Raw genomic sequence first — 23,833 nt, forward strand, 5'->3', positions numbered from 1 at the left:
ACGCCGGCCGCCTCTGCGTCCCGCTACCGTCCGGTCCGGTCCGGTCCGGTGCGGGGTTCTTCCTTCGTTTCTTGCTTCACGGGCACGGGCGGTGTGCTCATGTCGGGCTGCGGGTGGCGGACAGGGTCAGGGAATGGACCCAGGGCTGGTCGGAAAGGGCCTCGACGTCCTCGCGGGAGAGCGTGCCCGTCAGCACCGTGCCGCCGCCCACCGCACTGTCGACGCCCCGATTGCCCAGCTGCTCGAGCCGGTCCGGTGAGGGCGGTTCGGTCAGGCGTACGAGCACCAGCAAGTCCCGGGCCTGGGGGGAGCGGCCCGGGGCGTCGATGGCCATGGCGAGCGAGGCGTCCAGCTTCCGGTAGTCCACGGGTCGATTCTCAGAGATTGGCGGCGTTGATGAGGCCGTGCCCCCACTTGGGGTCGAAGCTGCCCGGGGCGGCGCCGGGGACGGCCGCGTTCTCCCGGAGGAGTTCCAGCAGCTTCCGTGGGTCACAGCCGCGATCGCGCTCCAGGATCAGGGCGGCGAGACCCGCGACGAAGGGGGAGGCCATGCTGGTTCCCTGGAACGCCACGTGCTGATCGTCCGTGACGAAGGCCGGCTCGATGTCGAGGGCGTCCCGGGACAGCGCTGAGACGATCATGGCCCCGGGCGCGGTGATGTCGGGCTTCTGCGCCCCGTCCCGGCGAGGCCCCTCGCTGCTGAAGCTCGCGATGTCGCCGAGTTCCAACCAGGTCGCCTCCCGGTCGATGCCGTCGATGTCCCTCCACTCGGTACGGGTGGTGAAGGCGGCCACTGTGATCGCCGACGTGGCGGCGCCGGGCGAACCGACCTTGACGGCGTCGTGCACGGCGGGTCCGCTGAACTGCGGCTGCGGCCTGGCAACGGAGCGGCCGAGCATCCAGACGTCGACCTTGCCGCTGGTGACGTTCGCGCCGCGGAGCAGCAGCCGCCACTTGCCGGGGCCGGTGTTGCCCGGACCGGGGGTGCTGTCCGGCTCGACCTGGACGAGGAAGTTGATGTCGCCGTTGGCCGCGTTGGGGCCCGGCGTGGTGATCTGGACCTTGCCTCCCGGGAGGTCGAAGACCTGGCTCGGCTTCTCCCCTTCCAGTACCGGTTGGAACGGGGTCGTCGCGCCGTTCGGGGAGGCCATGGCGATCTCGAGCCGGTCGCTGCCCGCGTACCAGCCGTTGAGCAGGAACACGTCCGGTTCGCCATCGAACATCCCGGGGTGACAGGGGACTTGGCGGGTGGCTCCCTGCGGGACTGTGATCCGGGCGTGGAGGTCGTCGTCGCCCTCGTTGCCGGCGGCGCAGACCACGATGCGGCCGGGGCCGCACTCCTCCTCGATCGACTTGGACATCGTGTCGGTGCCGTCGTGCGCGTCGAAATGGCCGCCGAGGCTGAGGTTGACGACCGCCGGCATGTCCAGGTCGCGGGCGACGCGGAAGATGTACTGGATTCCGTCGACGATGTGGGCGTCGTCGAAATCCGTCTTGACGATCACCAGGCGCGCCTCGGGGGCGATGCCCTCCGCACCGGCGGCGATGCCGGCGACGTGGGTTCCGTGGCCCTCGACGTCACGGGACAGGGTGGCCATGGCCATCCCGGCGTTGGCGAACTCCGCTCCGTAGCGGCCCTCCGGCACTCCGGAGCCGCTGCGCACCGTCTGGTCCCAGATCCGTTCGATGCGCCCGGTGAAGGCCGGGTGCTGCGTGTCGAGGCCGGTGTCGACGATGCCGATGACCACGCCCTTGCCGGTCAGTCCGGAGTTCGTCCGGAACTGTGACACGCCGACCTTCTGCTGGGCGGGCTTCATGTACGGGCGCAGCCGGTTGGCGGGCACGATGCGCTTGATGCCGGGATGCTCGCTGAGCCGTTCGAGCGCGTCGATGTCGACGATGGCGGTCCGTACTCTCTTGCCACCCTCGTTGAGCACGACGCCACTGCCGAGATCGCCGTTGAGGAGGGTGTCCGGGTCGCATTCGAGGGTGACGACGACACGGAGGGGCTTGGCTCGTTCCCGGACGGAGACGAGGCCGAGCATCCGGGCCTGCGGTTCAAGGGGCTCGCGCCTGCCTCCTTCCTGCTGATAACGCTCGTACGTCGCTGCCAGCGGAGGCGCAAGCTTGGTGTAGTCCATGGCTGCTCTTCCCTACGGGGCTCGTCGAGGTGGTCGTCTCCAGACTTGACCCCCGGGCGGCCGGAGTGCACGGCCGACATGCCCTCTCTTGCGGACGTCACTCTGTTGGTTGCGCAGGCGGGTGCCGGGCTGACCGCGGCGGTTGACGAGGTCCTGCTCGGGCCCGGCGAGGGCATGGCCGAGGTCGGGAACCAGCCCCGTACGGCCCATCAGCGGTTGCGGAACCAGGCCGGCCTGCCCTCACCACCACCTGGACCGGCACCCGCCCCACCGGCCTGCCGGGCAGCGTGCCGGCGAACGCGTGCTGAGCCGCATGGGCGGGCACCTTCCGGCGCCCCGCGATAATCGGACGAACCGGCGAACGGGGTCGGCAGCAGGCGCTCGCAGCCGTTGCGCAGCACGGAGGTCAGCCGCCGTGCACGAACAGTGCCCGGACCGTTTCGGCGGCCATGTCGCGCAGCCAGATGTGGGCACGGTCGTCGTCGTAGCGCTGGTGCCAGAGCAGGTACAGGGGTACGTCGGGCAGCGGGAGCGGCAGCGGCAGTGTGACCAGGCCGAGTTGGTCCCGGGCAGCGCGGGTGACCGCGTCGGGGAGGGTGACGACCAGGTCGGTGCCGAGCGCGAGTTGGAGGGCGAAGGCGGCGGTGGGCCCGGCGGCGATGACACGGCGTTCGCTGCCGCGCGTGGCCAGGGCGTCATCGATCGGGTCGCGCAGGCTGCCGCGCCGCGAGACGGTGAGGTGTTGGGCGGCCGCGTAGCGCTCGAGGCTCAGTGGCCCTTCGGTGAGCGGGTGGCCCGGGCGTACGGCGACGACCAACCGGTCCCTGCCGACGAGGCGGTGGCGGATGTCGGGGAGCGTCGGAGCGCTGGAGCTTGATTCGAGGTCGACCTCGCCCCGGCGCAGCTCGGGGGTGTCCGTGCCGGGTTCGGCGGGCAGGCGCAGCTGGACGCCGGGGGCTTGGCGGTGGACGGCGGCGATCAGGGCGGTTCCGCAAGCGGCGGTCAGGGCGTCGTGCCAGCGCACGGTGAACACCCGTTCCAGAGCCGAGAGGTCGAGTTCCTGGTGCGTGGAAAGGAGTTGATGGGCCTGCTGCACGAGGGCGTGGACCTGGGCGCGCATGGCCAGCGCGCGGGTGGTGGGGACCATGCTGCGGCCGGTGCGGACCAGGATCTGGTCACCGGTTGCCTTGCGGATGCGGCCCAGGGAGCGGCTCATCGCCGGTGAGGTGACGTGGAGGCGTGCTGCCGCGCCGGCGACGCTGCCCTCTTCCAGCAGGGCGTCCAGGGCGGTGAGCAGGTTCAGATCCAGTTGCATGGCAGTAACTCTACAAGTGACAAGCATGCACTTGTTGTTAATGATCCGGCGCCCTACCTTCGAAGTGCGGGGGCGAGACAACCGCCTCGCTCCACCCCGCTTCCACCGATCTTCCAGGGAGACCGCCATGAGCACAGCCATGCCTTTCGACGCCGGTACGACGCTCCTGTCCGACGTGACCGCCGCGGTGAAGTCCGCAGGTGTCACGCTGCGCGACCGCTACACCTCGCACGCCCGGGGCGTGAGTCTCGACGAGGTCGTCGGCGAGATCCACGCCAACGACGACGCGGTGCTGGACGTGCTGCGGGAACCGCTGCTGCGGGCCCGGCCGGGGTCGCAGTGGGCCGAGGACGAGCTGGCCGGTGGCGCGCTCCCGGCCGGGGAGTGGTGGGTCGTCGACCCGGCCGAGGGCAACATCAACCACGTCCACGGCCTGGAGGACTGGGCCGTCACCGCAACCCTGGTCCGCGACAACCGGCCGGTACTCACCGTCGTCCACCTGCCGCTGACGGGCGACACCTACACCGCCGTGGCCGGCGGCGGTGCCCACCTCAACGACCGGCCGCTGAAGGTGTCCGCCAAGACCGACCTGGGTGCCGCGCTCATCGGCACCGGCCAGGCCAGGCCCGGCGAGGACGAGCGCACCTTCCGGCGGATCGGTGACTCCGTCACCGCCATGCTCATCAACGGACTCGTCGTGCGCGTGTCCGTCCCCGCCACGATGCAGCTCATCCATGTCGCCGCCGGACGCATGGACGCGTTCTGGCAGTTCTCCGACGTCCGTTCCGGCCTGGTCGCCGGCGCCCTGCTGGTCTCCGAGGCCGGAGGCACCGTCACCGACCTGGCGGGCGAACCCTGGAACGCGGGCAGCCGCGACTTCCTGGCCGCCGCCCCGGGCATCCACACGGCCGCCCTCAAGGTCCTCTCGCCGATCGCCTGACCGACACCTCCACACTTCCCGCCCGACACCGCAAGGAGCATCACCTCATGACCCGCATCGGCATTCTGGGCGCCGGCCGCGTCGGCACCAACCTCGCCGGCAAGCTCGCCGCCACCGGACACCACGTCACCCTCGGCCGCCGGAGCCCGGTGGAGGAGACCGCAGCGGCCGCCGAAGGCGCAGCCCCCGGAGTCTCCTTCGCCGACCAGCGCACCACCGCGCGCACCGCGGACATCGTGATCAACGCGACGCCCGGCGACAGCTCCCTGGAGCGCCTCACCGACCTGCGCGACGAGCTCTCGGGAAAGATCCTCGTCGACGTCTCCAATGCCACCCGCGATGCCGGAGACGGCCTGCCCGGCGACCTGTGCTATCCCGGCAGCAGCCTCGCCGAGAAGCTCCAGGCCGCGCTCCCCGACACCCATGTGGTCAAGACCCTCAACACCATGCTGTTCATGGTCATGACCGCTCCCGAAACCCTGGCCGCCCCGCCGACCGTCTATGTCTCGGGCAACGACGAAGACGCGAAGAAGACCGTCACCGGGCTGCTCGGCGACCTGGGCTGGCAGCCCGAACGGATCGAGAACCTGGGCGACATCACCACAGCCCGAGCCACCGAAGCCATGATCCTGGTGGTTCCCCACGTCCTGCGCCGGCACGGCTTCCAGCCCTTCGCCGTCTCCCTCGCCCGCTGACCCTCCGGTTTGGTCCGCACGCCGCACGCCGCACGCCCCAAGCCGCCGGCCGTCAACCACGGCGCGGATGCGACCCTTTCCTACTCGTCGGAGTCGTCGGCGGGTGAGGACGGGGGCGGGGGCGGCTCGGGGGTGTTGTCGAGGATGCGATCGATCCGTTCGACGCTGTCCGCAGGTGCCGGTCCGGTCGGGTCGACGGCACGGCCCGGCATGCCGGGACCCTTGGTCCGCAGGGCGTTCACCAGGGCCTCGGTCCGCTCCCCGTGGCCCGCCTGCGAGGCATGTTCCAGCGTGACGAGGAATCCGTTCACCTCGGTCCAGTCCGCGAGCCGCCACTCGTCGCGCACCTCGGTGAGCAACTCCCTCAGGTCTAAGAGCAGTTCGGCATCCATGGAACCGGGCACCGGCGTGTCGTCAGTCATGGCCCGAGCATAGGCGGGCGAGGAGTCCCGCGTCCCCGCCCCCGCATTCCTCGCCACAGGCTGACACCGAGCAGGCCCGTCCCCGCGAGGCCGGCCGCCAGCAGCGCGGCCGACAGCGAACGTCCCGGGTCGACGGGGGCCCGCAGCACCGATCCCACCCAGCTCTCGGCACACCAGCCCACCGCCGCCGCCACGCCGAGCAGCGCCGCGACCACCGGCACCGTCCGCCCGCGACCTCGGCCCCCGCCCCCCTGTCCGGGGACGGAGGAGGCCAGCAACAGGGCGAGGCAGGCCAGCAGTGTGATCAGAGCCGGCTCCACCCGCCGGGGGACCGGTACGTCGTACGCGAGCGACTGGACCGCCGCCAGCAGCATCAGCAGAGAGCCGATCACCGCGGTGTTGCGGGTGGTGATCCGCTCGTGCCGGCCGGCCGCGGCCTCCGCCGCCAGGCGCACCTGCTCGGCGACGGCCGTCTCGGCAGCGGCAGTGGCGTACCGGCCGCGCTCGTCGACGGAGGCCAGCCATGCGCCCAGGTCCTCGGCCTGTTCGGCGACCCGCCCGGCGGCGTCGAGGTCCGCCGCCATGGGCGAGCCGGGAGGTGGGTCGGGCAGGTCGCCCCCGAGGGCCACCCGCAGGTTGTGCGCCACGATTCCGGCGTCCCGGGCGTCCTGCGCAAGCCGCGCCCGCAGGGTGGCGGGCTCCAGCAGGTCGGTCGCCGTCCGGATCAGCAGGGCCCGCCCGGTCGGCACGATCCCGGGGCCGGTCGCCCCCCGTACCAGTTCGACGAGAGCCGCCACGTCCTCCTCGACCCGGGCGACGGCGGTCCGCGCCACGGCCGACCGCGAAGCCACGGCCGCCGCCAGCCGGTCCAGTCCGGCCGTGTGCAGGAGGTAGCGGCCCACGGGCGCGAGTCGGGGCGTGCCGTCCGTCCACGTCCACCGGTCCAGTTCGTCCTCACCGCCCGCCGGCGCCACGACGACCAGGCTGCGCGTGCCCGTCCCGCCGCCGCGCGCGACCTCGGTGACGAGCAGCCCCCCGGTGGTGGCCGTCATCGGGACGGGCGTGCCCGCGCCGGCCGACCGCAGGGACGGCGGCAACGCGGCGTCGACGGCCGCCCGGACGGTCGGCTCCGCGAGCGGGGCTCCCGCCCACGGGGCCGGGGCGACCGCAGTGAGCAGCACGGCGGTGCCGGGCGCGGACCCGGGCGGGACGACTCGTTCCCACGCCGCGAGCAGCTCCTGCCAGTCCCCGTCGGGAGGCGAGAGGGTGACGGCGACGCACAGCCGGTCGCGGTACCGCCGGAGCACGACCTGCTGCAGCCCGGCGGTGCCGGGCGCGGTGTCGGCCGTACGCAGCACGGCGTCCCCGACGGGCTCGGCGGCTGCGGACGGCCCGGTGAAGGGCGGGGCGAACGGCGGCCGGCTTCCGGGCCCGCTCCGGTCCACGACCGGCCAGTGGGCCAGGGCAGCGGCCCACAGGTCGCGCAGCCGGGTACGTCCGGCCTCGTCGTCACCGACGACGACGTACCCGACGAGACAGCGCTGCCCCAGAACGGCGGGCGACGGAGCCGTACTCACCGCTCACCTCCGACCGCCCGCTCCCACACCTCGACGAGCGGCGCCGATTCGGGCCGCCTCTCGGCGAACGCGGCGAGCTCCTGCCTCCACACGCTCCCGCGTACCGGGTCACTGCCGAGCACATCCGCGATCCGGGACACGGGCTCGGACACCTCCCGCAACGCCTCCTCGGATGCGGCCCCGACTTCCGATGCCAGTCGGTCGAGTCGGGCCAGGACGGAGACCAGAAGGGCCTCGGCGAGGCGCGGCCCGTCCTCGCCCACCGCATGCCCCACGATGGGGGCCACCTCGCCGGCGCGGGCGGTGTCCGTACCCAGCGTGCTTCTGAGCAGTCCGGTCAAGGCCGAGGGGTCCTCCAGTGCCCCTGCGATCCGCCTGAGCATGCGGTTCCCCTTCGCGTCCTGGGAGAGCCTCAGCACGGACCAGGCCGAGGCCAGCGCCGGCTCGGACAGCCACAGGTCGGGCTCCTGCGCGAACAGTTCCGGGGCGAGCTCCCGCAGGAAGGCCCCGTCGTCGCCGGCGGCGGTCCGGAGCTGTTTGGCCGCGTCTGCCGTGCAGAAGACCGCGATCCGGTTGCGTACGGCCTCCTCCTGGACCGCCTCGACCCCGTACGCGCGTGCCAGGCCGAGCAGTCCCCGCAGGGTTCGCAAGGTGATCGGCCCGGCCGCCGCGTCGTCCGGTGATGCGGCCTCCCAGAACTCCTCGACGGCTCGTTCGGCGTCATCGGTCAGCATCTCGGGGTGGTCGAGGAGGAAGGCGTGGTGGCCGTCCAGCGAGGTCTGGAGGAACCACCGGGTGCGGAGCTCCGCGAAGGACACCGGGATCGTGAGCCAGTCCGGCGGGTCGGTGCCCAGCGTGGTACGCCAGTGCCCGTCGAACTCGTCGCCCAGCTCCTCCCGGATGCCCCGGAGTTCTTGGCGCAACTGGATGCGCCGGGCACCCACCGCTTCCGGAGCCGCCATCAGACCGGCCAGGATCCGCAGGTAGTCCTCGATGCTCTCCGGAGCGAAGCCATTGACCTCGCCGACCAGGGAGGTCATCACATGTGCGGCGCTCTCCAGGCGCCTCCACAGGGTGCGGACGTCCTCGTCGCGCCCGATCCGGGTCAGCGCGGCGGCCAGCTCCGTGGCCACGGCGACCGTGTCCTGGGCCGTCTCGTGATCGAGGGGATCGTCCACGCCGAGCAGCACGTCAAGGGCCTCGGACAACAGCACGACGGCCTCGGCCTCCGGCACTTGACCGGCCCGTCGCCTCAGCAGGAACGCCAGATCGGGGGCGAACGGTTCGGGCCGTCGTGCGTGGCCCTCTCGCAGGAGCTCCAACGCCTCGCTCTCCAGGGCATCGGCCCGATCGGGCCGGGACTCGGGCGTCCCTGCCGGCCGCTTGCCGTCCGGCGCCGCTCCGGCCCCCGCCGACTCGGCCCCCACGTGCTCGATGCGCCGTAGGACTCGGGCCAACTCCAGCAGCAGCGAACTTATTTCGGCGGCGTGAGCGTCCGGCTCCTGCAGGACGAGCGGGCGCAGCAGCGTCAGGGCCGCATCGAGACACCCGGCGGCGCGTTGCAGACCCGGGAGCCGCTCGGCGGGTCCGACCGCGCCCTCGTTCTCGGGCTCGACGACCTGGGCCACTCCCATCAGCGCCCGCACGAGCGGGAGACGGCCGAATTCAGGACTGTCCGCGAAGCGTTCCCGCAGGACGCCCAGGAACCGCTCTATGCGATCGGTGGCGAGTGCCGACCGCCCGGACTCGTCCACTGCGGTCAGGAACCGTGTTGTACCCGTCGACCAGGAGGCCGCGTAGCGCTCGGGGTCCTGTGCACGGAGACCGTCCAGCAGGTCCATCGCCTCGGCGGCGTGATCGTAGGCCTCGCCGCGGATCCGCTCCCGCTGCTCCGTGCCCTCCGCAGTCACCACGTTCACCTGCGACAGGAGTACGCCCGACAGGTTGAGCAGGGCGGAAGCGAGTATCTCGGTGGCGTCGGGCCGGTTCCGCGCGAGGAGACGCAGGCGGGTGACGGCCTCGGTGGCGTGGAGGTAGGCGAGGGAGAAATTCCGCTCCTCCCCTCGGACGGCGGTCAGTTGTATCTCCACGAGCGCCCGGGCCCTGGCCTCCGGCCAGGCCCGGGGCCCCGGCCCGTCGTGCACCGAAAGCAGCGCACGGGCCTCCTCCGCGGAGGCGACCGCCTCACGTATCAGTCCCCGCTGGCGCAGGATCTCGGACCGGTTGCGCAGGTTGTCGGCGAGGAGGCGACGGATGCGCTGGGGAGCCTCGGCGAAGGCGTCCCGGAGGGACGCGACGGCGATCGCGCTCATCCGGTCGGCCAGGTCGAGCCGGTCGAGCGCGGCGAAGAGCACTCCCGCGTCGCCCAGCAGGGGCAGCAGGTCGGCGTCGAGGACGACGGCGGGGACGGAGCCCGGCTCCTGCGTGCCGGACGTGGGCTGCTCCAGCCCCGCCGCCGAGACGAAGGCGTCCAGTGCGGCAAGCGCATCGCGCGGATGGCCCGCCACGTGTTCGGCACCGGCCTGCTTGAGGCACACGTAAGGCTTCAGGTGGGCGGCGGGGCGGCGGCGGGTCAGCTCCAGCGCCCGGTGCAGAGCGGCGCGCGCCCCGTCGGTGTCGGCCAGCTGGGTTTCGGCCTCCCGCAGCAGCGCCGCGACCAGCGCGGGAAGGGCGAGGGACAGTTCGTAGTCCTCGTCCACGAGCCTTTCGTAAGCCTCTCGCGCCTCCACCGCGTGCGCGTGCGCGAGTTCTGTTTCGCCCATCAGGAAGCGCATCTGGGCCGCCTGCTCCAAAGTCTGCGCGAGCACCCCCACGTCCAGGAAGTCGAGTTCGTCCGCGAGGTCGTCCTTCACGAGCCCGCGCGCGACCGCGAGTGCCGTCTCCAGGGAGGGAAGTGCCTGGCGGGCGTACCCGTGGTCCACGATCTGCCGGGCGACGCTCCGGGCACTGTCGACCAGTTGCCGGAAGCCCTCTGTCCGCTCCGTCCGCTCCGTCAGGTCGGCCAGACCGGCCAGACCGGCCAGACCGTCCTGCCCGGCCGCCGCAGCGTGGTCACCGTGGTGATGCCACAGGTACGGGGCCTCGACGAGCGGCAGACCGCTGTCGTACCAGTCCCGCACGGCTGCCAGTACGGCGTTGGCGACTCCGACGGCGTCGGCATCGAAGGGGGCGTCGGCGGTGGGGGTGAAAGGGGGCCGGAGCACGTCCGCCACGCTCTGGTGGGCGATCCGGTAGGTGGCAGGCCCCGGGGCGCCCCCGAACGGGCCGGACGGCCGGGCCGTGTCGGTCCCGTCGCCGTCCGCCGACCCGAACACGTCCTGAATGACGTACCGGCCGAGCGACGACAGCACCCACTCCACGTCCCGCCCCTCGTAGTGCTCCGCCGCCGCCACGTCCAGCAGCCTGTCGGCCCGGGCGAGGGCCGTGGCCACGACCAGCCACTCGGCCTCGGGGAAACCGGACCCGAGGCCCCAGGTGAGGGCGGTCAGCAGGGTCCGCGCGTGCTCCGTGGCCCGCTCGGCGAGGGCGGCCCGGGGCGGGGCCGGAACGGTGTCGAGGTCCCGCCGGACGGCCTCGCCGACGCTGCCGCCGAGCCGGGCCGCCCAGTCCGGGCGGGAGGTGTCGACGCTGGTGGGACGGGACACGAGCAGGTCGGTGAGGAGACGGGCGAGCAGGAACGCCCCCGCGTCGTCGTCCTGCACGGAACCGAGGACGTGCTCGGCGACCCGACCGGCTTCCTCGGCCCCGAAGGCGGCAGCGCCGATCCCCGTCACGGCACCGGTCAACCGCCGTGCCACGTACGTGCGGACGGCCTCGGCCCCGCTCTCCCGGAACTCGGGTGCTCCCAGATCGACATCCGCGTCCCGGTCCCCGCACAGCCTGGCCAGCAGCCCGCGCGCCTCGGCGCCGTCGTCCGGAAGGTCCCGGGTCGCGACGAGGACGACCGCCGACTCCCCGAGGGGGACGACAAGCCGTTCGACGATGTCGAAGGCGTCGCGGCGCCGCCGCCCGTTGCCGAGGGTCCGGTACGAGCGCGCCTCGTCCAGCCCGTCGAAGACCAGTACGACCGGCTCTGCTGCGGAGGCGGGGAGGGCCTGCGGGGAACCGGCCCGGTCCCGGCCGTGGCGCGCCTCGCGCACGGCCGCGACGAGACTCTCGGCATCGCGCGGCATCATGTCGTCCCGGGCCGTGAGCACGCCGGCGCCGATCAGCTGTCCGTCGATCAGCCCGGCCAGGCCGTCGGCCGTCCGGCCCCGGGCGTGAACGTGCGCGTGCACGGACCCGGGCCCCGGGTCGGCGTGGTCCAGCGCGACCGACGACCCGAGCAGCAGGGCCCGCCGGTCCGGGTCGGACAGGGTGACGACCCGGCCGATCACGGCGGACTTCCCACTGCCGGGCGGCCCGGTCAGCGTCCACACGCCCGGCTCGCCCCGCGTCATCCGCGAGACGACCAGATCGACCTCGGTCCGGCGGCCGCTGAACATGCTCGGCCCGGTCACGTCACCGCTGCCGTGCGCCGCTTCCAGGAGGTGCTGGACCACCTGGGGCCCGGTGCCCGGCACGTAGCGGGGGTTGCGGAACATCCCGTACGGCTGGGCGACGACGGGCACCCCGCCGCCTCCCGCACCCTCCTCCGGTCCCGTCGTTCCGGACGCCCCCCGGCGGTGTCGCATCCCCGGCCGCTGCGGGTTTCGGGTGAACTCCGGCAACTGCGTGGAGGTCGCCCCCACCACCGTCGGCCAGAGGCCGAACAGTTCGTCGATCACGTCGTCTGCCCCGACGAACGGCTGCCCGGCGGTCCAGTTCCGCATGTGGGGGCTCCCGTCCCGGGGCCCCTTCTCCAGGACCTTCCGCAGATGGTGGGTGAGCACGCCCTGAGTGGCGGTGCGATGCTCCACAGCGGCGGTCAGCAGCCCGATCCACAGGAAGTCGCCGGCGCCCTCGGCCCGTTTGACGGCGTTCTCGACGGCGTCCGCCACCGCCACGGCGGACTGCGCGGAGGCGGCCGAACAGCAGTCGAACACCATCAGGAGCTGCCGGGCCCCGGAGGTCGCGGCCCAGGTCACCAGCCGCTCGGCCGCGACCGCCGGATCCCAGACCCCGTCCTCACCACGCTCCGTGTCGCGGACGGCGAGCACCAGCCGGCCGTCCTCGGCGGGCTCGCCGTGCCCGCTCCACAGCACCATCAGATCGGTCGGCGGCGGCACGATGGCCGCGGCGCCGGATGCCAGGGCGGGTCCCCCGATCAGCTCCTCCACCTCACCGGCGGTCGGATCGGCGAGGACTGTCGGCGTGTACGCCCGCTCGATCCGGGGCGGCCCGGCGGCCAGTACCCGGCCGATCCGCCCGACGTCCCGGGCCGGCCGGGCCAGATCATCCAGGTCGAGGCTGTCGTAACGGGAGACGCCGATCCCGACGTAGCGGAGCCCGGGGACGTGTCCCGCGTGCACCGGCCGTGCCCCCTCCTCGCCGGACGCGCCGGTGCTCCCGCTTCCCGTCCCGCCGCTCCCGCTTTCGTGTTCCTGCCCTGTTCCTGTGGTCCCGGACCCCGTGGTCCCGGTGCCCGCCCCCGTGCTTGCGCCGTCCTCCGGACGATTCACTTCGATCCCCCTCCGCCCGCGCCCCTCACCGACCACAACACCTGTGCCACGTGATGGTGTTGTGACGGCACGCCCCTACCCATCCGCAGACTCCCGGACTCCTTCTCGGAGGGAGTCGGCGTCCGCTGTGCCAACCCACCTCGCGGCCGTCGCCGAGGTGCACCTCGGCGAACCACGGACACCGATCAGTGCCACCTTGCCGGCCTGTCCTTCGCAGCTCCGAGAAAAAGGTGCGCTCCGACCGTTTGGACTGACGGAGTCCGGCCACAAGCGTGGTCATGGGAGTCCGCGGCGGTGAGCGGCGCGGACTCCCGAGCGGGCCCGAGCCGCGTGGTGGCATCCCCCCGCCATCGCGCGGCCGGCCGGACGCGATCGCGCATGTCCGCGGCGACCGTCCCGATCAGCAGTTACGGGAAGGCCCCTAGCGTGAAATGAGCCTGACTGTCGGGCGTACGCATGGTTGCAACCCTTTGGGGTGGTCGGATGCATTCCGATGGGCGTAGGGCGGTCGAAACGCCGTACGGTCGAGCCGGCATCCAGTCGGTCAGGGCCCCGCAGGGAGAAGGTCAAGATGGCATGGCCAAGGCGGCAGGAGGGCGGCGAATTCCTCGCGGCTCTCGCCAGGGAAGTGGCGAATTTGGACCCCGAGAGTCGACCGGCCTTCATGGAGGTCGCTCAGCAGTACCTCGATTTCCAGTACCGTAAAATCCGCCTGATCTCGGCCTCGTTCACATTCGTGGGGGTCTTGATCTCGTATGTTTCCTTCTTCTTGGCCACAAAGGGCGACCCCTATCAGTCCGCTGTCGTGGCCGTTGCCGTGGCGGTAGTCATGGGGACCGTGACGGCCTACCTCATGGGACACACCCCCCACAAGGCGAATCCACTTGCTTCGATTTCGCCTCAGTAGAACGCGATCCGACGCGGCTCCGACGTTCAAGTCGTGCGAGACGTCTGCGCGTATCGAGCGTCCGAAATCTCCAGAATGCGGCCGTCCACGGTTCCGGCGAGCAAGTGCCCCGCAGGCGTCACGGCGAGCGACAGCGCCGTGGTCGGAGCTCCGTCCACCTCCAGGTCGGTGTGCCAGCGCACCGAGCCGTTGTCGGCGTCCAGCGCCGTCAGGGCGCCGCAGTTGTAGGCCACGTAGACGGTGTCGCCGTCGGCGTCGAGGGCGGTGGCGGGATGATCGGTGCGGTGTTGCCACAGCACCGTGCCGTTCAGGGACCGCCGTACGACGTAGGCGCCACCGGGCTGGAGACCGTGTCCGTGGTGGACGGCGCCGGCGTACACCAGAGACCGGTCGATCTCGACTGCGGGACCGCCGAAATGGTGTTCCTCCGGTACCCAGGCGTGAGGAAAGAGCCGCCGCAGGGTTCCGTCGGCGCCCACGGCGGCGACCCACTTGTCCCGGTGCGGCTCGTCCGGGTCGGTTCCCACCAGTACGTACGGCCGGCCGGCGCGACGGACCGGAAACGCGTGATTGAACACGTCGAACCCGCCGACCTCCGGACCTTCCGCCGAACCGTCGAGATCGAACATCATCAGCCGGTGGGGTTGCTTGCGGCGGCCGTTCAGGGGCCTCAGGATCGTCCTTCGGTCACCTGAGACGAGTACCGTGAGCACGCCCGGGTTCAGGGTCTCCAGCACCTGCCCCGCGTCGACGGAGATCCGGGCCACCCGGGGTGCGGACGCCTCCCAGCGCCTTCCCTTCCGGCGGCCCCGGCGTTCGGCGTTGGCCCAGACGGATGTTCCGTCGGACCCGAGGAGCAGCTGGCGGCCGCCTTCCTCGTCCTCGACCGCCCACTGCAGCTCTCCTGACGGCAGCCACGACTCCACCAGAACACCGTCCAGGGCCGCCAGCACGCGGCCGTCCCGCAGGCCCTCGACCGCCCACACCCGTCTGCGCAGGGACCACCGCCGACCATGGGCGGCCGCGAGGTCCGTGAGGAGCCGGGCGGCCTCCGCGCTGTGATCCGGCCGGGCGGCCGGCCCGGCGGGGGCGGCCAGTTCCTCGGGAGTGATTCCCTGCTGTCCGACGGCAGCCCAGTCCGCGCGTGTGACGACGCCGGCGTGCCCCTGCCGGTGTGCCTGCGGGTTGTCCCGGTCGTCGCACGGCGCCAGGACCAGACGCAGCGCTGTTGCGCCGCGCCACTCCACGCTGAGCACCTCCCGCGGGTGGGGCAGGGCGGACACCACCTTGCCGGTGTCCAGGTGGATCAGCAGCAGCTCGCCCTCGAAGGAGTAGCCGCCGTCGTAACGCCCGGTTCCGACGGCCAGCAGGGGAAGGGTGGGGTGGAAGGCGAGGGACCGTACGGGGTACCGGGACCGGACCGGATGCCGACACCGCAGGCCGTCCCGCTCGTAGATGCCGATCCGGTGTCCCGTCCAGCCGGAGTCCGCAGTCGCCCCGCCGCTCCACTGCACCCACCCGAGGTCCCCGCTCGCGGCGATCGTCCGCGAGCGATCGTCGACGACGGCCAGAGCCGGCTCTCCGATCTCGGCGAACGGCCCGTTGCCGAAAACGGTGCGGACGATCGGTACAGGGGTCATGCAGGGTCCCTTCCACGGCGGTATGTGCACGTCCGGCGCCCCGGAACGGGCCGTCGGCACCTCATGATCCCGACCGGTGGCGGCCTGCGCCAATGGTTTCGTCCGTACCCAGGGCACACCGTGCCACCTGCGCCGATGTGGTACCTGCGGTCGTATTGCGTGCCCGCAGGGGCGCTGTCCCGCACCCATCGGGAATACCCCTGGCGCACCCTCCGTTCCCGGGTATAGTTGAATCGTAAACAACCTTGGGAAGGGGAGTCATGCAGTTCGGGATCTTCACCGTCGGTGACGTCACGGCCGATCCGACGACCGGACGCGTGCCGGGCGAGCACGAGCGCATCAAGGCGATGCTCGCCATCGCACAGAAGGCCGAGGAGGTCGGCCTCGACGTCTTCGCCACCGGCGAGCACCACAACCCGCCGTTCGTCCCCTCCTCGCCGACGACGATGCTCGGTTACATCGCCGCGCGCACCGAGAACCTGATCCTGTCCACCTCGACGACGCTGATCACCACGAACGACCCGGTGAAGATCGCCGAGGACTTCGCGATGCTCCAGCACGTCGCGGACGGCCGGGTCGACGTCATGATGGGCCGCGGCAACACCGGCCCGGTCTACCCCTGGTTCGGCAAGGACATCCGCGACGGCATCGACCTCGCCATCGAGAACTACGCGCTGCTGCGCCGCCTGTGGGACGAGGACGTGGTCACCTGGAAGGGCAAGTTCCGTACGCCGCTCCAGTCCTTCACCTCGACCCCCCGCCCCCTGGACGGCGTCGCGCCCTTCGTGTGGCACGGCTCCATCCGCTCGCCGGAGATCGCCGAGCAGGCCGCCTACTACGGCGACGGCTTCTTCCACAACAACATCTTCTGGCCCGCCTCCCACACCCGGCAGATGGTGAACCTGTACCGGGAGCGCTACGCCCACTACGGGCACGGCACCCCCGAGCAGGCCGTCGTCGGGCTCGGCGGCCAGGTGTTCATGCGCAAGAACTCGCAGGACGCGGTGCGCGAGTTCCGTCCGTACTTCGACAACGCACCCGTTTACGGCCACGGCCCGTCGCTGGAGGAGTTCACCTCCCAGACACCGCTGACCGTGGGCTCGCCCCAGCAGGTCATCGAGCGGACCCTGTCCTTCCGGGACTACGCCGGCGACTACCAGCGCCAGCTGTTCCTGATCGACCACGCGGGCCTGCCCCTCAAGACCGTCCTGGAGCAGCTCGACCTCCTCGGCGAGGAGGTCGTGCCGGTGCTGCGCAAGGAGTTCGCGAACCTGCGCCCGGCCGGCGTACCGGACGCACCGACGCACTCCGCCCGCGTGACGGCGGCCCGGCAGACCACGACGGAGGGGACGCAGGAATGAAGCTCATCGTCGTATCGGCGGGGCTGAGTTCACCCTCCTCGACCCGCCTGCTCGCCGACCGCCTCGCCGCCGCGACACTCGGTCACGCGGACGCCCGGCTCGAAGTGATCGAACTGCGGGAGCTGGCGACGGAGATAGCCCGGCATTTCGTCACCGGGTTCCCGTCCGCCCGACTGGCCGCCGCGCTCGACGCGGTGGCCGCCGCGGACGGCCTGATCGCCGTGACGCCGGTGTTCGCGGGCTCGTTCAGCGGCCTGTTCAAGTCCTTCTTCGACCTCATCGACAAGGACGCCCTCACCGGTAAGCCGGTCCTCCTCGGTGCGACCGGCGGCACGGCCCGGCACTCCCTGGTCACCGAACACGCCCTGCGCCCGCTGTTCACCTACCTGCGTGCGCTCGTCGTGCCGACCGCCGTGTACGCGGCCTCGGAGGACTGGGGCGAGGACGGGCTGGCATCGCGGATCGCCCGGGCGGGCGCGGAACTGGCGCGCTTCATGGTGCCCGCCGCCCGGGACACGGCCCCGGCCGTCGCCCCGAATGTCGACACCGCCGCCGCGATAGCACCCCGTTCGCTCACGGGGGCGATCACGTCGGTGGATCCGGCGGACGGCTTCACGGTGGTGCCGTTCGAGCACAGGCTGGCCGCCCTGCGCGCCGAGTAGCCGCAGCCGCCCGGGAGTCGGAGCCGGAGCCGTCCGCCCGGCCCGGCTCCCCGGCCGATCCGGCGAAAGCGTGGCCGCCTCTACAGTGGGCAGGAGCGTGCCGGGAACCACCTCGGCCGAGTGGTTCCATTTTCTCGAGTCTGTGAATTGATCGACGATGATCCGGAAGTTCAAGTATCGACTCAGGAGTCCGCTCGGCGGACTGGCAGCAGATCTCTCGGCCCGTACGGTGCCGCCGGGCGGGGCGTCGGCTCCGTTCGTGCGGATCCACCGCGGAGTGCGCCTCCTGCTTCCGGGGTCGGGCATGTACTGGGAGGACCTGGCCTGGATGTCCTTCGCCGTCGCGCTCCGCGCCGAGGAGTTGTGCGACAGGTATCCGGAGGGCGTCCACCTCGAGGTCGTCGCTCTCGACTTCCCGTTGGCCGACTACCGTCCGGAGGTCGCCGCCCTCGCCATGGACGGCTGGCTGCGAGAGGAGTTCGACCTGCCCGACACCGGGGTCGGCTGCGCGTACTCGGGAGGTCCCGATCCCTATGCCTTCGAGTGGGGCGGTGCCCAGCCGCCGCTGCGGAGCCCGCGGTTCTGAAGGAGGCGGCAGAAGGCTCGGGGCGTGTCCGAGTACGCGCCGTGTCCTCGGCCGCACCGGCCTGTACGAGCGCTTCGCGGGCCGCGTGCCGGACGCGCCCGGGGTCAGCGCCCGGTCAGGCCTTGAGCGCGCGCCCTGCCACCGTCAGGGCGAGGCGGCGGGGGACCAGGGAGGACGCGGTGGCGGAGAGCCGGTTGCCGAGGCCGACGACGATGCTGGGCGGGGTCTTGCCGCGTTCCAGTGCGCGGCGCGTCGCGGTGACGACCTGCTCCGGCGTGGCCATCCGGCCCACGGCGGCGTCCCGGCTGCCGACGACGTCGAAGAACTCGGTGCGGACCGGGCCCGGGGACACGGCGAGCACCCGCAGGGAGGACGTGCGCGTCTCGTACGCGACGGCCTCGGTGAAGTTCAGGACGAAGGCCTTGGTGGCGCCGTAGACCGCCATCGCAGGGGTCGGCTGGAAGGCGGCCGCGCTGGCGACGGTGACGAGGGCGCCCCGGCCGTCGGCCTTCAGGCCGGGCAGGAACGCTCTGGTCAGTTCGGTGACCGCGAGCACGTTGAGCTGGATCATCTCGCTGATCCGGGCGGGGTCCTCGGCCGCGAAGGGGCCGTGGCTGCCGAAGCCGGCGTTGTTGATCAGTGTATGGACCGGTATGCCGAGTTCGTCGAGCTCCGCGTGCAGCGCTGCCGCCGCGCCGGGCCGGGCGAGGTCCGCGGCGATCGGGCGGGCCCTGACCCAGTACCGGCGCTCCAGGTCCGCCGCGAGCTCCTCCAGCCGGTCGATGCGCCGGGCGACGAGGACGACGTCCGCTCCGCGCTCCGCCCACTGCCGGGCGTACTCGACGCCGAGGCCTGCGCTCGCCCCGGTGATCAGGGCTGTGGTTCCGCGGTATGTCATAGACATGGGTCGGTGCTCCGTTCCGGGACTCCGGCTGATGGTCGATACTTGAATGTAGGCAGAGCAAACATTGTTGTCAATGACAACATCGAAGGAGGAGACCGCCTTGGCCGACGCCGATGCGCCCTATCACCACGGCAATCTCAGAGAGGCCCTGCTGGCGCGCGCGGAAACCGTGCTCGCGGAGTCGGGGGCGGACAGCCTCTCCCTGCGCGCCCTCGCGCGGGACCTCGGCGTCAGCCACGCTGCGCCGGGCCGCCACTTCCGCGACCGGCAGGCGCTGCTCGACGCGCTCGCCGTCGGCGGCTTCACCCGGCTCAACGAGCGCATCCGGGCCGCCGCGGGCGGCCCCGGCTCCGTCACCGTGCGGCTCGCCCGCCTGGGTCGCACGTACGTCGACTTCGCCGTCGCGCACGCCCCCCTGCTGAGCCTGATGTTCACGGCCAAACACGCCGACGACTCCAGCGCCGAACTCCGCGAACTGGGCCACCAGAGCCTGGCGATCGCCGCCGAACTGATCGCCCTCGCCCAGCAGGAGGGCGCCGTACGGGCCGGAGACCCGGCCCGGCTCGCCCAGGTCGCATTCTCCATGCTGCACGGCCTCGCCGCCCTGGCCGTCGGAGCCCTGCTCGACGACACCCCGCTGGAGGAGGCGACCGAGCTCGCCCTCGACGTCCTGCTCACCGGCCTCGGCGCGGTCGATCCCACACCGACCTCCTGAATCCCGTCGCCCGGGCGGGTTCCGGCGCGGGGTCCGCACCTTGACGTACGGGCGGCGGCGCGCCAGCCTTGCCCGGAGTTACCGACAGGTACGCGGGAGGGGTGGCCATGGCCGACGACGGCGCACGCAGCAGCGAACGGGACCAGGACGATGCGGAGTTGATGTTCCAGGGGGTCGAGCGGCAGGCGGAGCTGGTGCGCACCGGCAAGATCACCTCGCGTGAACTGGTCGAGGCCGCCCTGCGCCGCATCGCCCGTGCCGACCCCGCCCTCGGAGCCTTCCGCGTCGTCCTCGCCGAGCAGGCACGCGCCGAGGCCGACGCCCGGGACGCGGGCGGCGCGGACGGCCCCCTCCACGGTGTGCCCATCGCCATCAAGGACGAGCTGGACGTCGCCGGCCAGGTCACCGCCTTCGGCGGCGCCGCCAACCGCACCCCCGTCACCGCCGATTCGGAGGCCGTACGCCGTCTGCGCGCTGCCGGAGCCGTCGTCATAGGCAAGACGACGATGCCCGAGTTCGGCCAGTGGCCCTTCACCGAGTCCGCCGCCCACGGCCACACCCGCAACCCCTGGAACACCACCCGCACCCCCGGCGGCTCCAGCGGCGGCAGCGCGGCCGCCGTCGCGGCCGGACTGGTCGGGGCGGCGCTCGGCGGCGACGGAGGCGGCTCCATCCGCATACCGGCCGCCTGCTGCGGGCTGTTCGGCCTCAAGCCCCAGCGCGGCCGGGTCTCCACCGCCCCGAACCCCCACCTCTGGTACGCCCTCGGCACCGTAGGGCCACTGACGCGCACCGTGCGCGATACCGCCCTGCTCTACGACGTCCTCGCCGGCACCACCCGCGCCGACCGCTGGAGCGCCCGCCCCGCCACCACCGGCTGGGTCCGGGCCCTGGAGACCCAGCCCGGCCGACTGCGCATCGGATACTCCGCCAAGCCCGCCGTGCCCGGGCTGCGCCCGGATCCCGCGCACGTCGAAGCCCTGCTGGAAACCGTACGGGCGCTGCGCGAACTGGGCCACGACGTACGGGAGGTCAACCCGCGCTATCCGGACGTGACGGCCCCGTTCGTCGCGCAGTTCTGCGGCGGGGTACGGGCGGAGGCCGACGCCGTCGAGCGCCCCGACCTGCTGGAGCGCCGCACCCGCAGCACCCTCGCCCTCGCCCGGCTGGTCCCCGAATCCGCGGTCGAGCGCGGGATCCGGGCGGGGGAGCGACTGGCCGCACGCGTCGACCGGATGTTCAGCACCATGGACCTGCTGCTGACCCCGGTCGTCACCGAGCGCCCACGCCCGGTGGGCGCGTTGGACGGCGCCGGTCTGCTGACGGCCATGGTGCGTTCGCGCCCGATGGTCGCCTACACCGCGCTGTGGAACGTCACCGGGCACCCGGCCGCCTCCGTCCCGGCGGGCCTCGGCGAGGACGGGCTGCCGCTCGCCGTGCAGCTGGTGGGCCGCCGGGACGACGAGGTGACCGTCCTCCGGGTGGCCGCGCAGCTGGAAACGGCCCGGCCATGGGCCCAACTGCGCCCGGAGCTGGCGCGAGCGTGAGGCCGGGCCGACTGGTGGCCGGTACCGGCGAGTGGCCGGTACCGGCGGGGTGCGGGTCCGTTCCTGAGGCGAGCCGCCCTCCCGGCACCAGGACGACGACGCGCAGCTATGCGTCCCAGTCCCACCTGTCGAAGTACGCCGGCACCCCCGTACGGCGGGCGGCGACGATCGCTTCGAGCCGTGCGTGGTCCCGGCCCGGCATCAGTTCCCGCCACTGCGGCACGGTCAGGGCGCGGACCTCGTCGTGCTCGTCCGGGTCCAGGACGATCCCGGCGAGCCGGCCGGGGCTGAGACGCCCGCCGTCGAACACGTAGCCCACCGTGCTCAGCGGCCACTCCTTCCCCGGCAGGCCGAAGACCGCGGCCAGCAGCCGTGGCGGTCCGGACATGACGAGGCCGGTCTCCTCGCGGCACTCCCGCACGGCCGTCTCCCACGGCCGCTCGCCCGGTTCGGCGACGCCGCCGGGCCACTGCCAGGGGTGGATGCCGGAGTAGGTGGCGCGCAGCTGGACGGGCCGGTCGTCCTCGTCGGTGAAGAACACCGCCCCGAAGACGCTGGCCTTCGGCAGCGTCGCTGCGAACTCCTGCGGCGGAAGCCACTCCTTGCTCACGACACGCTCCTCTCGGCCAGGTCGGGGAAGCGGGTCATCCGCATGAGCGCCGGGTCCGCCGCGAAGCCCAGCGCCTCGTACAGCGGGGCGGATCCCTCGCTCGCGTGCAGCTCGTACAGGGTGACCCCTTCGCCTTCCAGATGGTCGAGGAGCGCGGTGAGCGCGGACCTGGCGTAGCCGCGGCGGCGGTGGCCGGGATCGGTTGCCACCGCCTGGATCCGTACCGCCAGGCCCCGGGGGTACTTGGGGGCGGGCAGCACGGCCTGGACGAGGCCCAGGGCACAGGTGGCCAGGCCGTTCTCCGGGGTGTCGACGACGTAGGCGCGGGCGTCGCCGCCCGGCCGGAGCCGGAGGGCGAGCTGGTCGGTGCACCGGGCCAGCCAGGTGGCGTCCAGGGGTTGGGCCAGGATGTTCTCCGAGCGCAGGCGGGAGATCTCCGCCGCGTCGGCGGGTGTGGCGAGTCGGGGCTGGGCCATGCCGGGGTCCTTCCTCGAAGGGGCGGGGCGGGCGGTGACCTGCCGGGACTACGGCAGCCCGGTGGCGCGGAGCCGGAGCCTGAGCCCCAGCAGGGTGCGGCGGCCGCGTTCGGCGACTTCGGGGTCGTCGCGGGCGGTGCCGCAGGCGATGCCGGACACCGCGTCGAAGGCCGACTCGCAGTCCAGGCGGAGCTCCTCGGCCGGCGTGAGCGCCCGGCCGTACCCGTCGAGGAAGGCGGCGCGCAGATCGGGCCTGCCGGTCCAGGTGTCGCTCAGGCGCGCCATGTCCCGGGTGGCGGTGGCGTACTCCGACCGCTCGAAGTCGAACAGCCGCAGCCCGCCGTCGTCGGCGAGGAGGGCGTTGCGGTACTGGAGGTCGCCGTGCGTCGGCACCGTGACGGGCCGCGGAAGGTCCTCGTACCTGCGGACCAGGGCGAGGACCAGGTCCGCGTCCCCGTCGGCCAGATACGGCCCCGCCTCCTCCAGATGACGCTTCACGCGGTCCGAAGTCTCCGGGGGACCGGCGGGCCGCTCCGGGCCGGCGCGGTGCAGGGCGGAGGCGAGGCGGCCCAACTCGCGCTGCACGCGGGCCTCGGCCGCCGGATCGAGGACCCTGCCGTGCAGCGACCGGCCCTCCAGCCCGGTGATGACGAGGGCCTGCGCCGTCGTGTCGACCGCGACGAGGCGGGGAACCCGGGGGCCGAGCGCGGGCACCCACGTCCGGTACGCGGCCACCTCCCGGTCGTGGAACCGGTCCGTCCGGTGCCGCTTGAGGTACCAGGTCCCACCGTTGGCGCCGGTGATCCGCCAGACCCGGCTCCCGGCCCGCGCCCAGGAGACGTCGGCGGCCCGGACGATGCGGCCGACGGCCTGTTCGGCGAACACCCGCAGCCGGTACGGAAGCTCCGGCCCGCCGACCGGATCGCCGGCCGGATCGCCGACCGGATCGCCGACCGGCGGGCCGGTCAGGAGGCGGGTGCGGTCAGGACCGCCCGGGGTGTGGTGGATCGGGTCACCGGGCTGCTGGAAGTGCACGGCGGCGGGCAGCCCGGCCCGGTAGGCGTCCAGCCCGGCCCGGCAGTACGCCACCATCGGCCCCGGCAGCGCGTCCAGGGGGTACCAGCCCATGCCGTCGCACCGGTCCGGCTCCCTCACCTGCGGCCGGCCCGACCACCGCCGCACCTCGAAGAACACCCCGATACGGGAACGCGTACCCACGGGGGGCCGGTGGTGGACGGTGACGGCCGCGGTGACGTCATCGGCGTCGATGCGGACGCCGGTCTCCTCGCGGGCCTCCCGGATCACCGCCTCGACCATGTCCTCGTCCGGGTCGAGGTGCCCGGACGGCAGGTGCCACAGCCCGGACGCGTACACGGGCCCGGCCCGGCGGGACAACAGCACCTCGGGACCGGACCCGCCGGCGCGGCGCAGGAGGAGGTGGACGTCGACCGGCACGGTGTGCCGGGCACCCCCGCTCACCGCGCAGCCACCAAGTAGTTCGAGGTCACGTCTCTCCGATCATGGGAAGCCGGGGTCGGTCGTGATCGGCCCCACCACGACAGTGCCGTCGGCACAGTGCCGTCGGCCCCTTCCGACTGCGCGCCGGGACAGCGCCGGTGTTCTAGCAATGCCCCGGAATCGAGGCTCTGAATTCTCGAACTGAAGCGCGGTCGGAGCGCGCGGAGAACTTCCCTCGACTCCGAGCGCCGTTGAACTCACGCGTCCGGCCCGGCGA

The 23,833-nt window shown here is 72.6% G+C and carries 19 protein-coding genes; 8 read left to right on the forward strand and 11 right to left on the reverse strand.

The genetic code is table 11. The features are described from left to right. Nucleotides 1-97: 97 nt before the first annotated feature. From ACWGE1_RS22465 to ACWGE1_RS22475, 3 genes are all read right to left on the reverse strand, one after another. Nucleotides 98-367: a hypothetical protein gene (locus tag ACWGE1_RS22465; protein ID WP_453422264.1), complete on the reverse strand. Its 270-nt coding sequence runs from the start codon at nucleotides 365-367 to the stop codon at nucleotides 98-100. Nucleotides 368-377: 10 nt separating this feature from the next. After that, on the reverse strand, nucleotides 378-2,141 hold the full coding sequence (locus ACWGE1_RS22470; RefSeq protein ID WP_453422265.1) for a S8 family peptidase: 1,764 nt from the start codon (nucleotides 2,139-2,141) through the stop codon (nucleotides 378-380). A 406-nt stretch (nucleotides 2,142-2,547) separates the two neighbouring features. Beyond that, entirely contained in the window at nucleotides 2,548-3,456 is a 909-nt protein-coding gene (locus ACWGE1_RS22475) for a LysR family transcriptional regulator (protein WP_453422266.1), read from the reverse strand. Between the two features lie 127 nt (nucleotides 3,457-3,583). Between ACWGE1_RS22475 and ACWGE1_RS22480 the strand changes: the two genes are divergently transcribed. Then, nucleotides 3,584-4,396, forward strand: a complete 813-nt coding sequence (locus ACWGE1_RS22480) for an inositol monophosphatase family protein (protein WP_453422267.1) — start codon at nucleotides 3,584-3,586, stop codon at nucleotides 4,394-4,396. Nucleotides 4,397-4,443: 47 nt separating this feature from the next. Continuing rightward, nucleotides 4,444-5,091: an NADPH-dependent F420 reductase gene (locus ACWGE1_RS22485; RefSeq protein ID WP_453422268.1), complete on the forward strand. Its 648-nt coding sequence runs from the start codon at nucleotides 4,444-4,446 to the stop codon at nucleotides 5,089-5,091. Nucleotides 5,092-5,171: 80 nt separating this feature from the next. On the opposite strand, the gene ACWGE1_RS22490 is transcribed toward ACWGE1_RS22485, so the two are convergent. Genes ACWGE1_RS22490 through ACWGE1_RS22500 form a run of 3 tightly spaced genes read right to left on the reverse strand, consistent with a single transcriptional unit; the run spans nucleotide 5,172 to nucleotide 12,540 of the window. Further along, nucleotides 5,172-5,513 carry a hypothetical protein gene (locus ACWGE1_RS22490; protein WP_453422269.1) on the reverse strand — a complete coding sequence of 114 codons (342 nt, stop codon included), beginning with the start codon at nucleotides 5,511-5,513 and terminating at the stop codon, nucleotides 5,172-5,174. Then, a complete protein-coding gene (locus tag ACWGE1_RS22495) occupies nucleotides 5,510-7,090 on the reverse strand; it encodes a CATRA conflict system CASPASE/TPR repeat-associated protein (RefSeq protein ID WP_453422270.1) in 1,581 nt (526 codons plus the stop codon). Before ACWGE1_RS22495 ends, ACWGE1_RS22490 begins: the two co-directional genes overlap by 4 nt. Next, nucleotides 7,087-12,540 carry a hypothetical protein gene (locus tag ACWGE1_RS22500; RefSeq protein ID WP_453422271.1) on the reverse strand — a complete coding sequence of 1,818 codons (5,454 nt, stop codon included), beginning with the start codon at nucleotides 12,538-12,540 and terminating at the stop codon, nucleotides 7,087-7,089. The genes ACWGE1_RS22495 and ACWGE1_RS22500 overlap by 4 nt, the downstream gene beginning before the upstream one ends. A 721-nt stretch (nucleotides 12,541-13,261) precedes the next feature. Between ACWGE1_RS22500 and ACWGE1_RS22505 the strand changes: the two genes are divergently transcribed. Then, nucleotides 13,262-13,597, forward strand: coding sequence for a hypothetical protein (locus tag ACWGE1_RS22505; RefSeq protein WP_453422272.1), 336 nt, complete (start codon nucleotides 13,262-13,264; stop codon nucleotides 13,595-13,597). Nucleotides 13,598-13,623: 26 nt separating this feature from the next. Here ACWGE1_RS22505 and ACWGE1_RS22510 read toward each other — a convergent pair whose 3' ends face one another. Then, nucleotides 13,624-15,237: an outer membrane protein assembly factor BamB family protein gene (locus ACWGE1_RS22510; protein WP_453422273.1), complete on the reverse strand. Its 1,614-nt coding sequence runs from the start codon at nucleotides 15,235-15,237 to the stop codon at nucleotides 13,624-13,626. A gap of 260 nt (nucleotides 15,238-15,497) precedes the next feature. On the opposite strand from ACWGE1_RS22510, the gene ACWGE1_RS22515 reads away from it, so the two are divergent. The 3 genes from ACWGE1_RS22515 to ACWGE1_RS22525 all read left to right on the forward strand — a co-directional run bounded on the left by ACWGE1_RS22515 (nucleotide 15,498) and on the right by ACWGE1_RS22525 (nucleotide 17,846). Then, the gene (locus ACWGE1_RS22515) at nucleotides 15,498-16,598 is read left to right on the forward strand and encodes an LLM class flavin-dependent oxidoreductase (protein WP_453422274.1); all 1,101 of its coding nucleotides are present in this window, start codon (nucleotides 15,498-15,500) and stop codon (nucleotides 16,596-16,598) included. Next, nucleotides 16,595-17,260 carry a CE1759 family FMN reductase gene (locus tag ACWGE1_RS22520; RefSeq protein ID WP_453422275.1) on the forward strand — a complete coding sequence of 222 codons (666 nt, stop codon included), beginning with the start codon at nucleotides 16,595-16,597 and terminating at the stop codon, nucleotides 17,258-17,260. Before ACWGE1_RS22515 ends, ACWGE1_RS22520 begins: the two co-directional genes overlap by 4 nt. A gap of 157 nt (nucleotides 17,261-17,417) precedes the next feature. Continuing rightward, nucleotides 17,418-17,846 carry a hypothetical protein gene (locus ACWGE1_RS22525; protein WP_453422276.1) on the forward strand — a complete coding sequence of 143 codons (429 nt, stop codon included), beginning with the start codon at nucleotides 17,418-17,420 and terminating at the stop codon, nucleotides 17,844-17,846. Nucleotides 17,847-17,961: 115 nt separating this feature from the next. Here ACWGE1_RS22525 and ACWGE1_RS22530 read toward each other — a convergent pair whose 3' ends face one another. Further along, the gene (locus tag ACWGE1_RS22530; protein ID WP_453422277.1) at nucleotides 17,962-18,750 is read right to left on the reverse strand and encodes an SDR family NAD(P)-dependent oxidoreductase; all 789 of its coding nucleotides are present in this window, start codon (nucleotides 18,748-18,750) and stop codon (nucleotides 17,962-17,964) included. A 73-nt stretch (nucleotides 18,751-18,823) separates the two neighbouring features. Between ACWGE1_RS22530 and ACWGE1_RS22535 the strand changes: the two genes are divergently transcribed. Together ACWGE1_RS22535 and ACWGE1_RS22540 are read left to right on the forward strand one after the other, a co-directional pair. Beyond that, nucleotides 18,824-19,465, forward strand: a complete 642-nt coding sequence (locus ACWGE1_RS22535; RefSeq protein WP_453422278.1) for a TetR/AcrR family transcriptional regulator — start codon at nucleotides 18,824-18,826, stop codon at nucleotides 19,463-19,465. A 107-nt stretch (nucleotides 19,466-19,572) separates the two neighbouring features. Beyond that, nucleotides 19,573-21,012 carry an amidase gene (locus ACWGE1_RS22540; protein WP_453422279.1) on the forward strand — a complete coding sequence of 480 codons (1,440 nt, stop codon included), beginning with the start codon at nucleotides 19,573-19,575 and terminating at the stop codon, nucleotides 21,010-21,012. 106 nt (nucleotides 21,013-21,118) lie between these two features. Here the strand turns inward: ACWGE1_RS22540 and ACWGE1_RS22545 are convergent, their stop codons facing one another. From ACWGE1_RS22545 to ACWGE1_RS22555, 3 genes are read right to left on the reverse strand one after another with little or no spacing between them, the layout of a single operon-like run. After that, on the reverse strand, nucleotides 21,119-21,622 hold the full coding sequence (locus tag ACWGE1_RS22545) for an NUDIX domain-containing protein (protein WP_453422280.1): 504 nt from the start codon (nucleotides 21,620-21,622) through the stop codon (nucleotides 21,119-21,121). Next, nucleotides 21,619-22,098: a GNAT family N-acetyltransferase gene (locus ACWGE1_RS22550; protein ID WP_453422281.1), complete on the reverse strand. Its 480-nt coding sequence runs from the start codon at nucleotides 22,096-22,098 to the stop codon at nucleotides 21,619-21,621. The genes ACWGE1_RS22545 and ACWGE1_RS22550 overlap by 4 nt, the downstream gene beginning before the upstream one ends. A 48-nt stretch (nucleotides 22,099-22,146) precedes the next feature. After that, nucleotides 22,147-23,577 carry a phosphotransferase gene (locus ACWGE1_RS22555; protein ID WP_453422282.1) on the reverse strand — a complete coding sequence of 477 codons (1,431 nt, stop codon included), beginning with the start codon at nucleotides 23,575-23,577 and terminating at the stop codon, nucleotides 22,147-22,149. Nucleotides 23,578-23,833 lie beyond the last annotated feature (256 nt).

The organism is Streptomyces sp. NPDC054932, assembly GCF_053610205.1.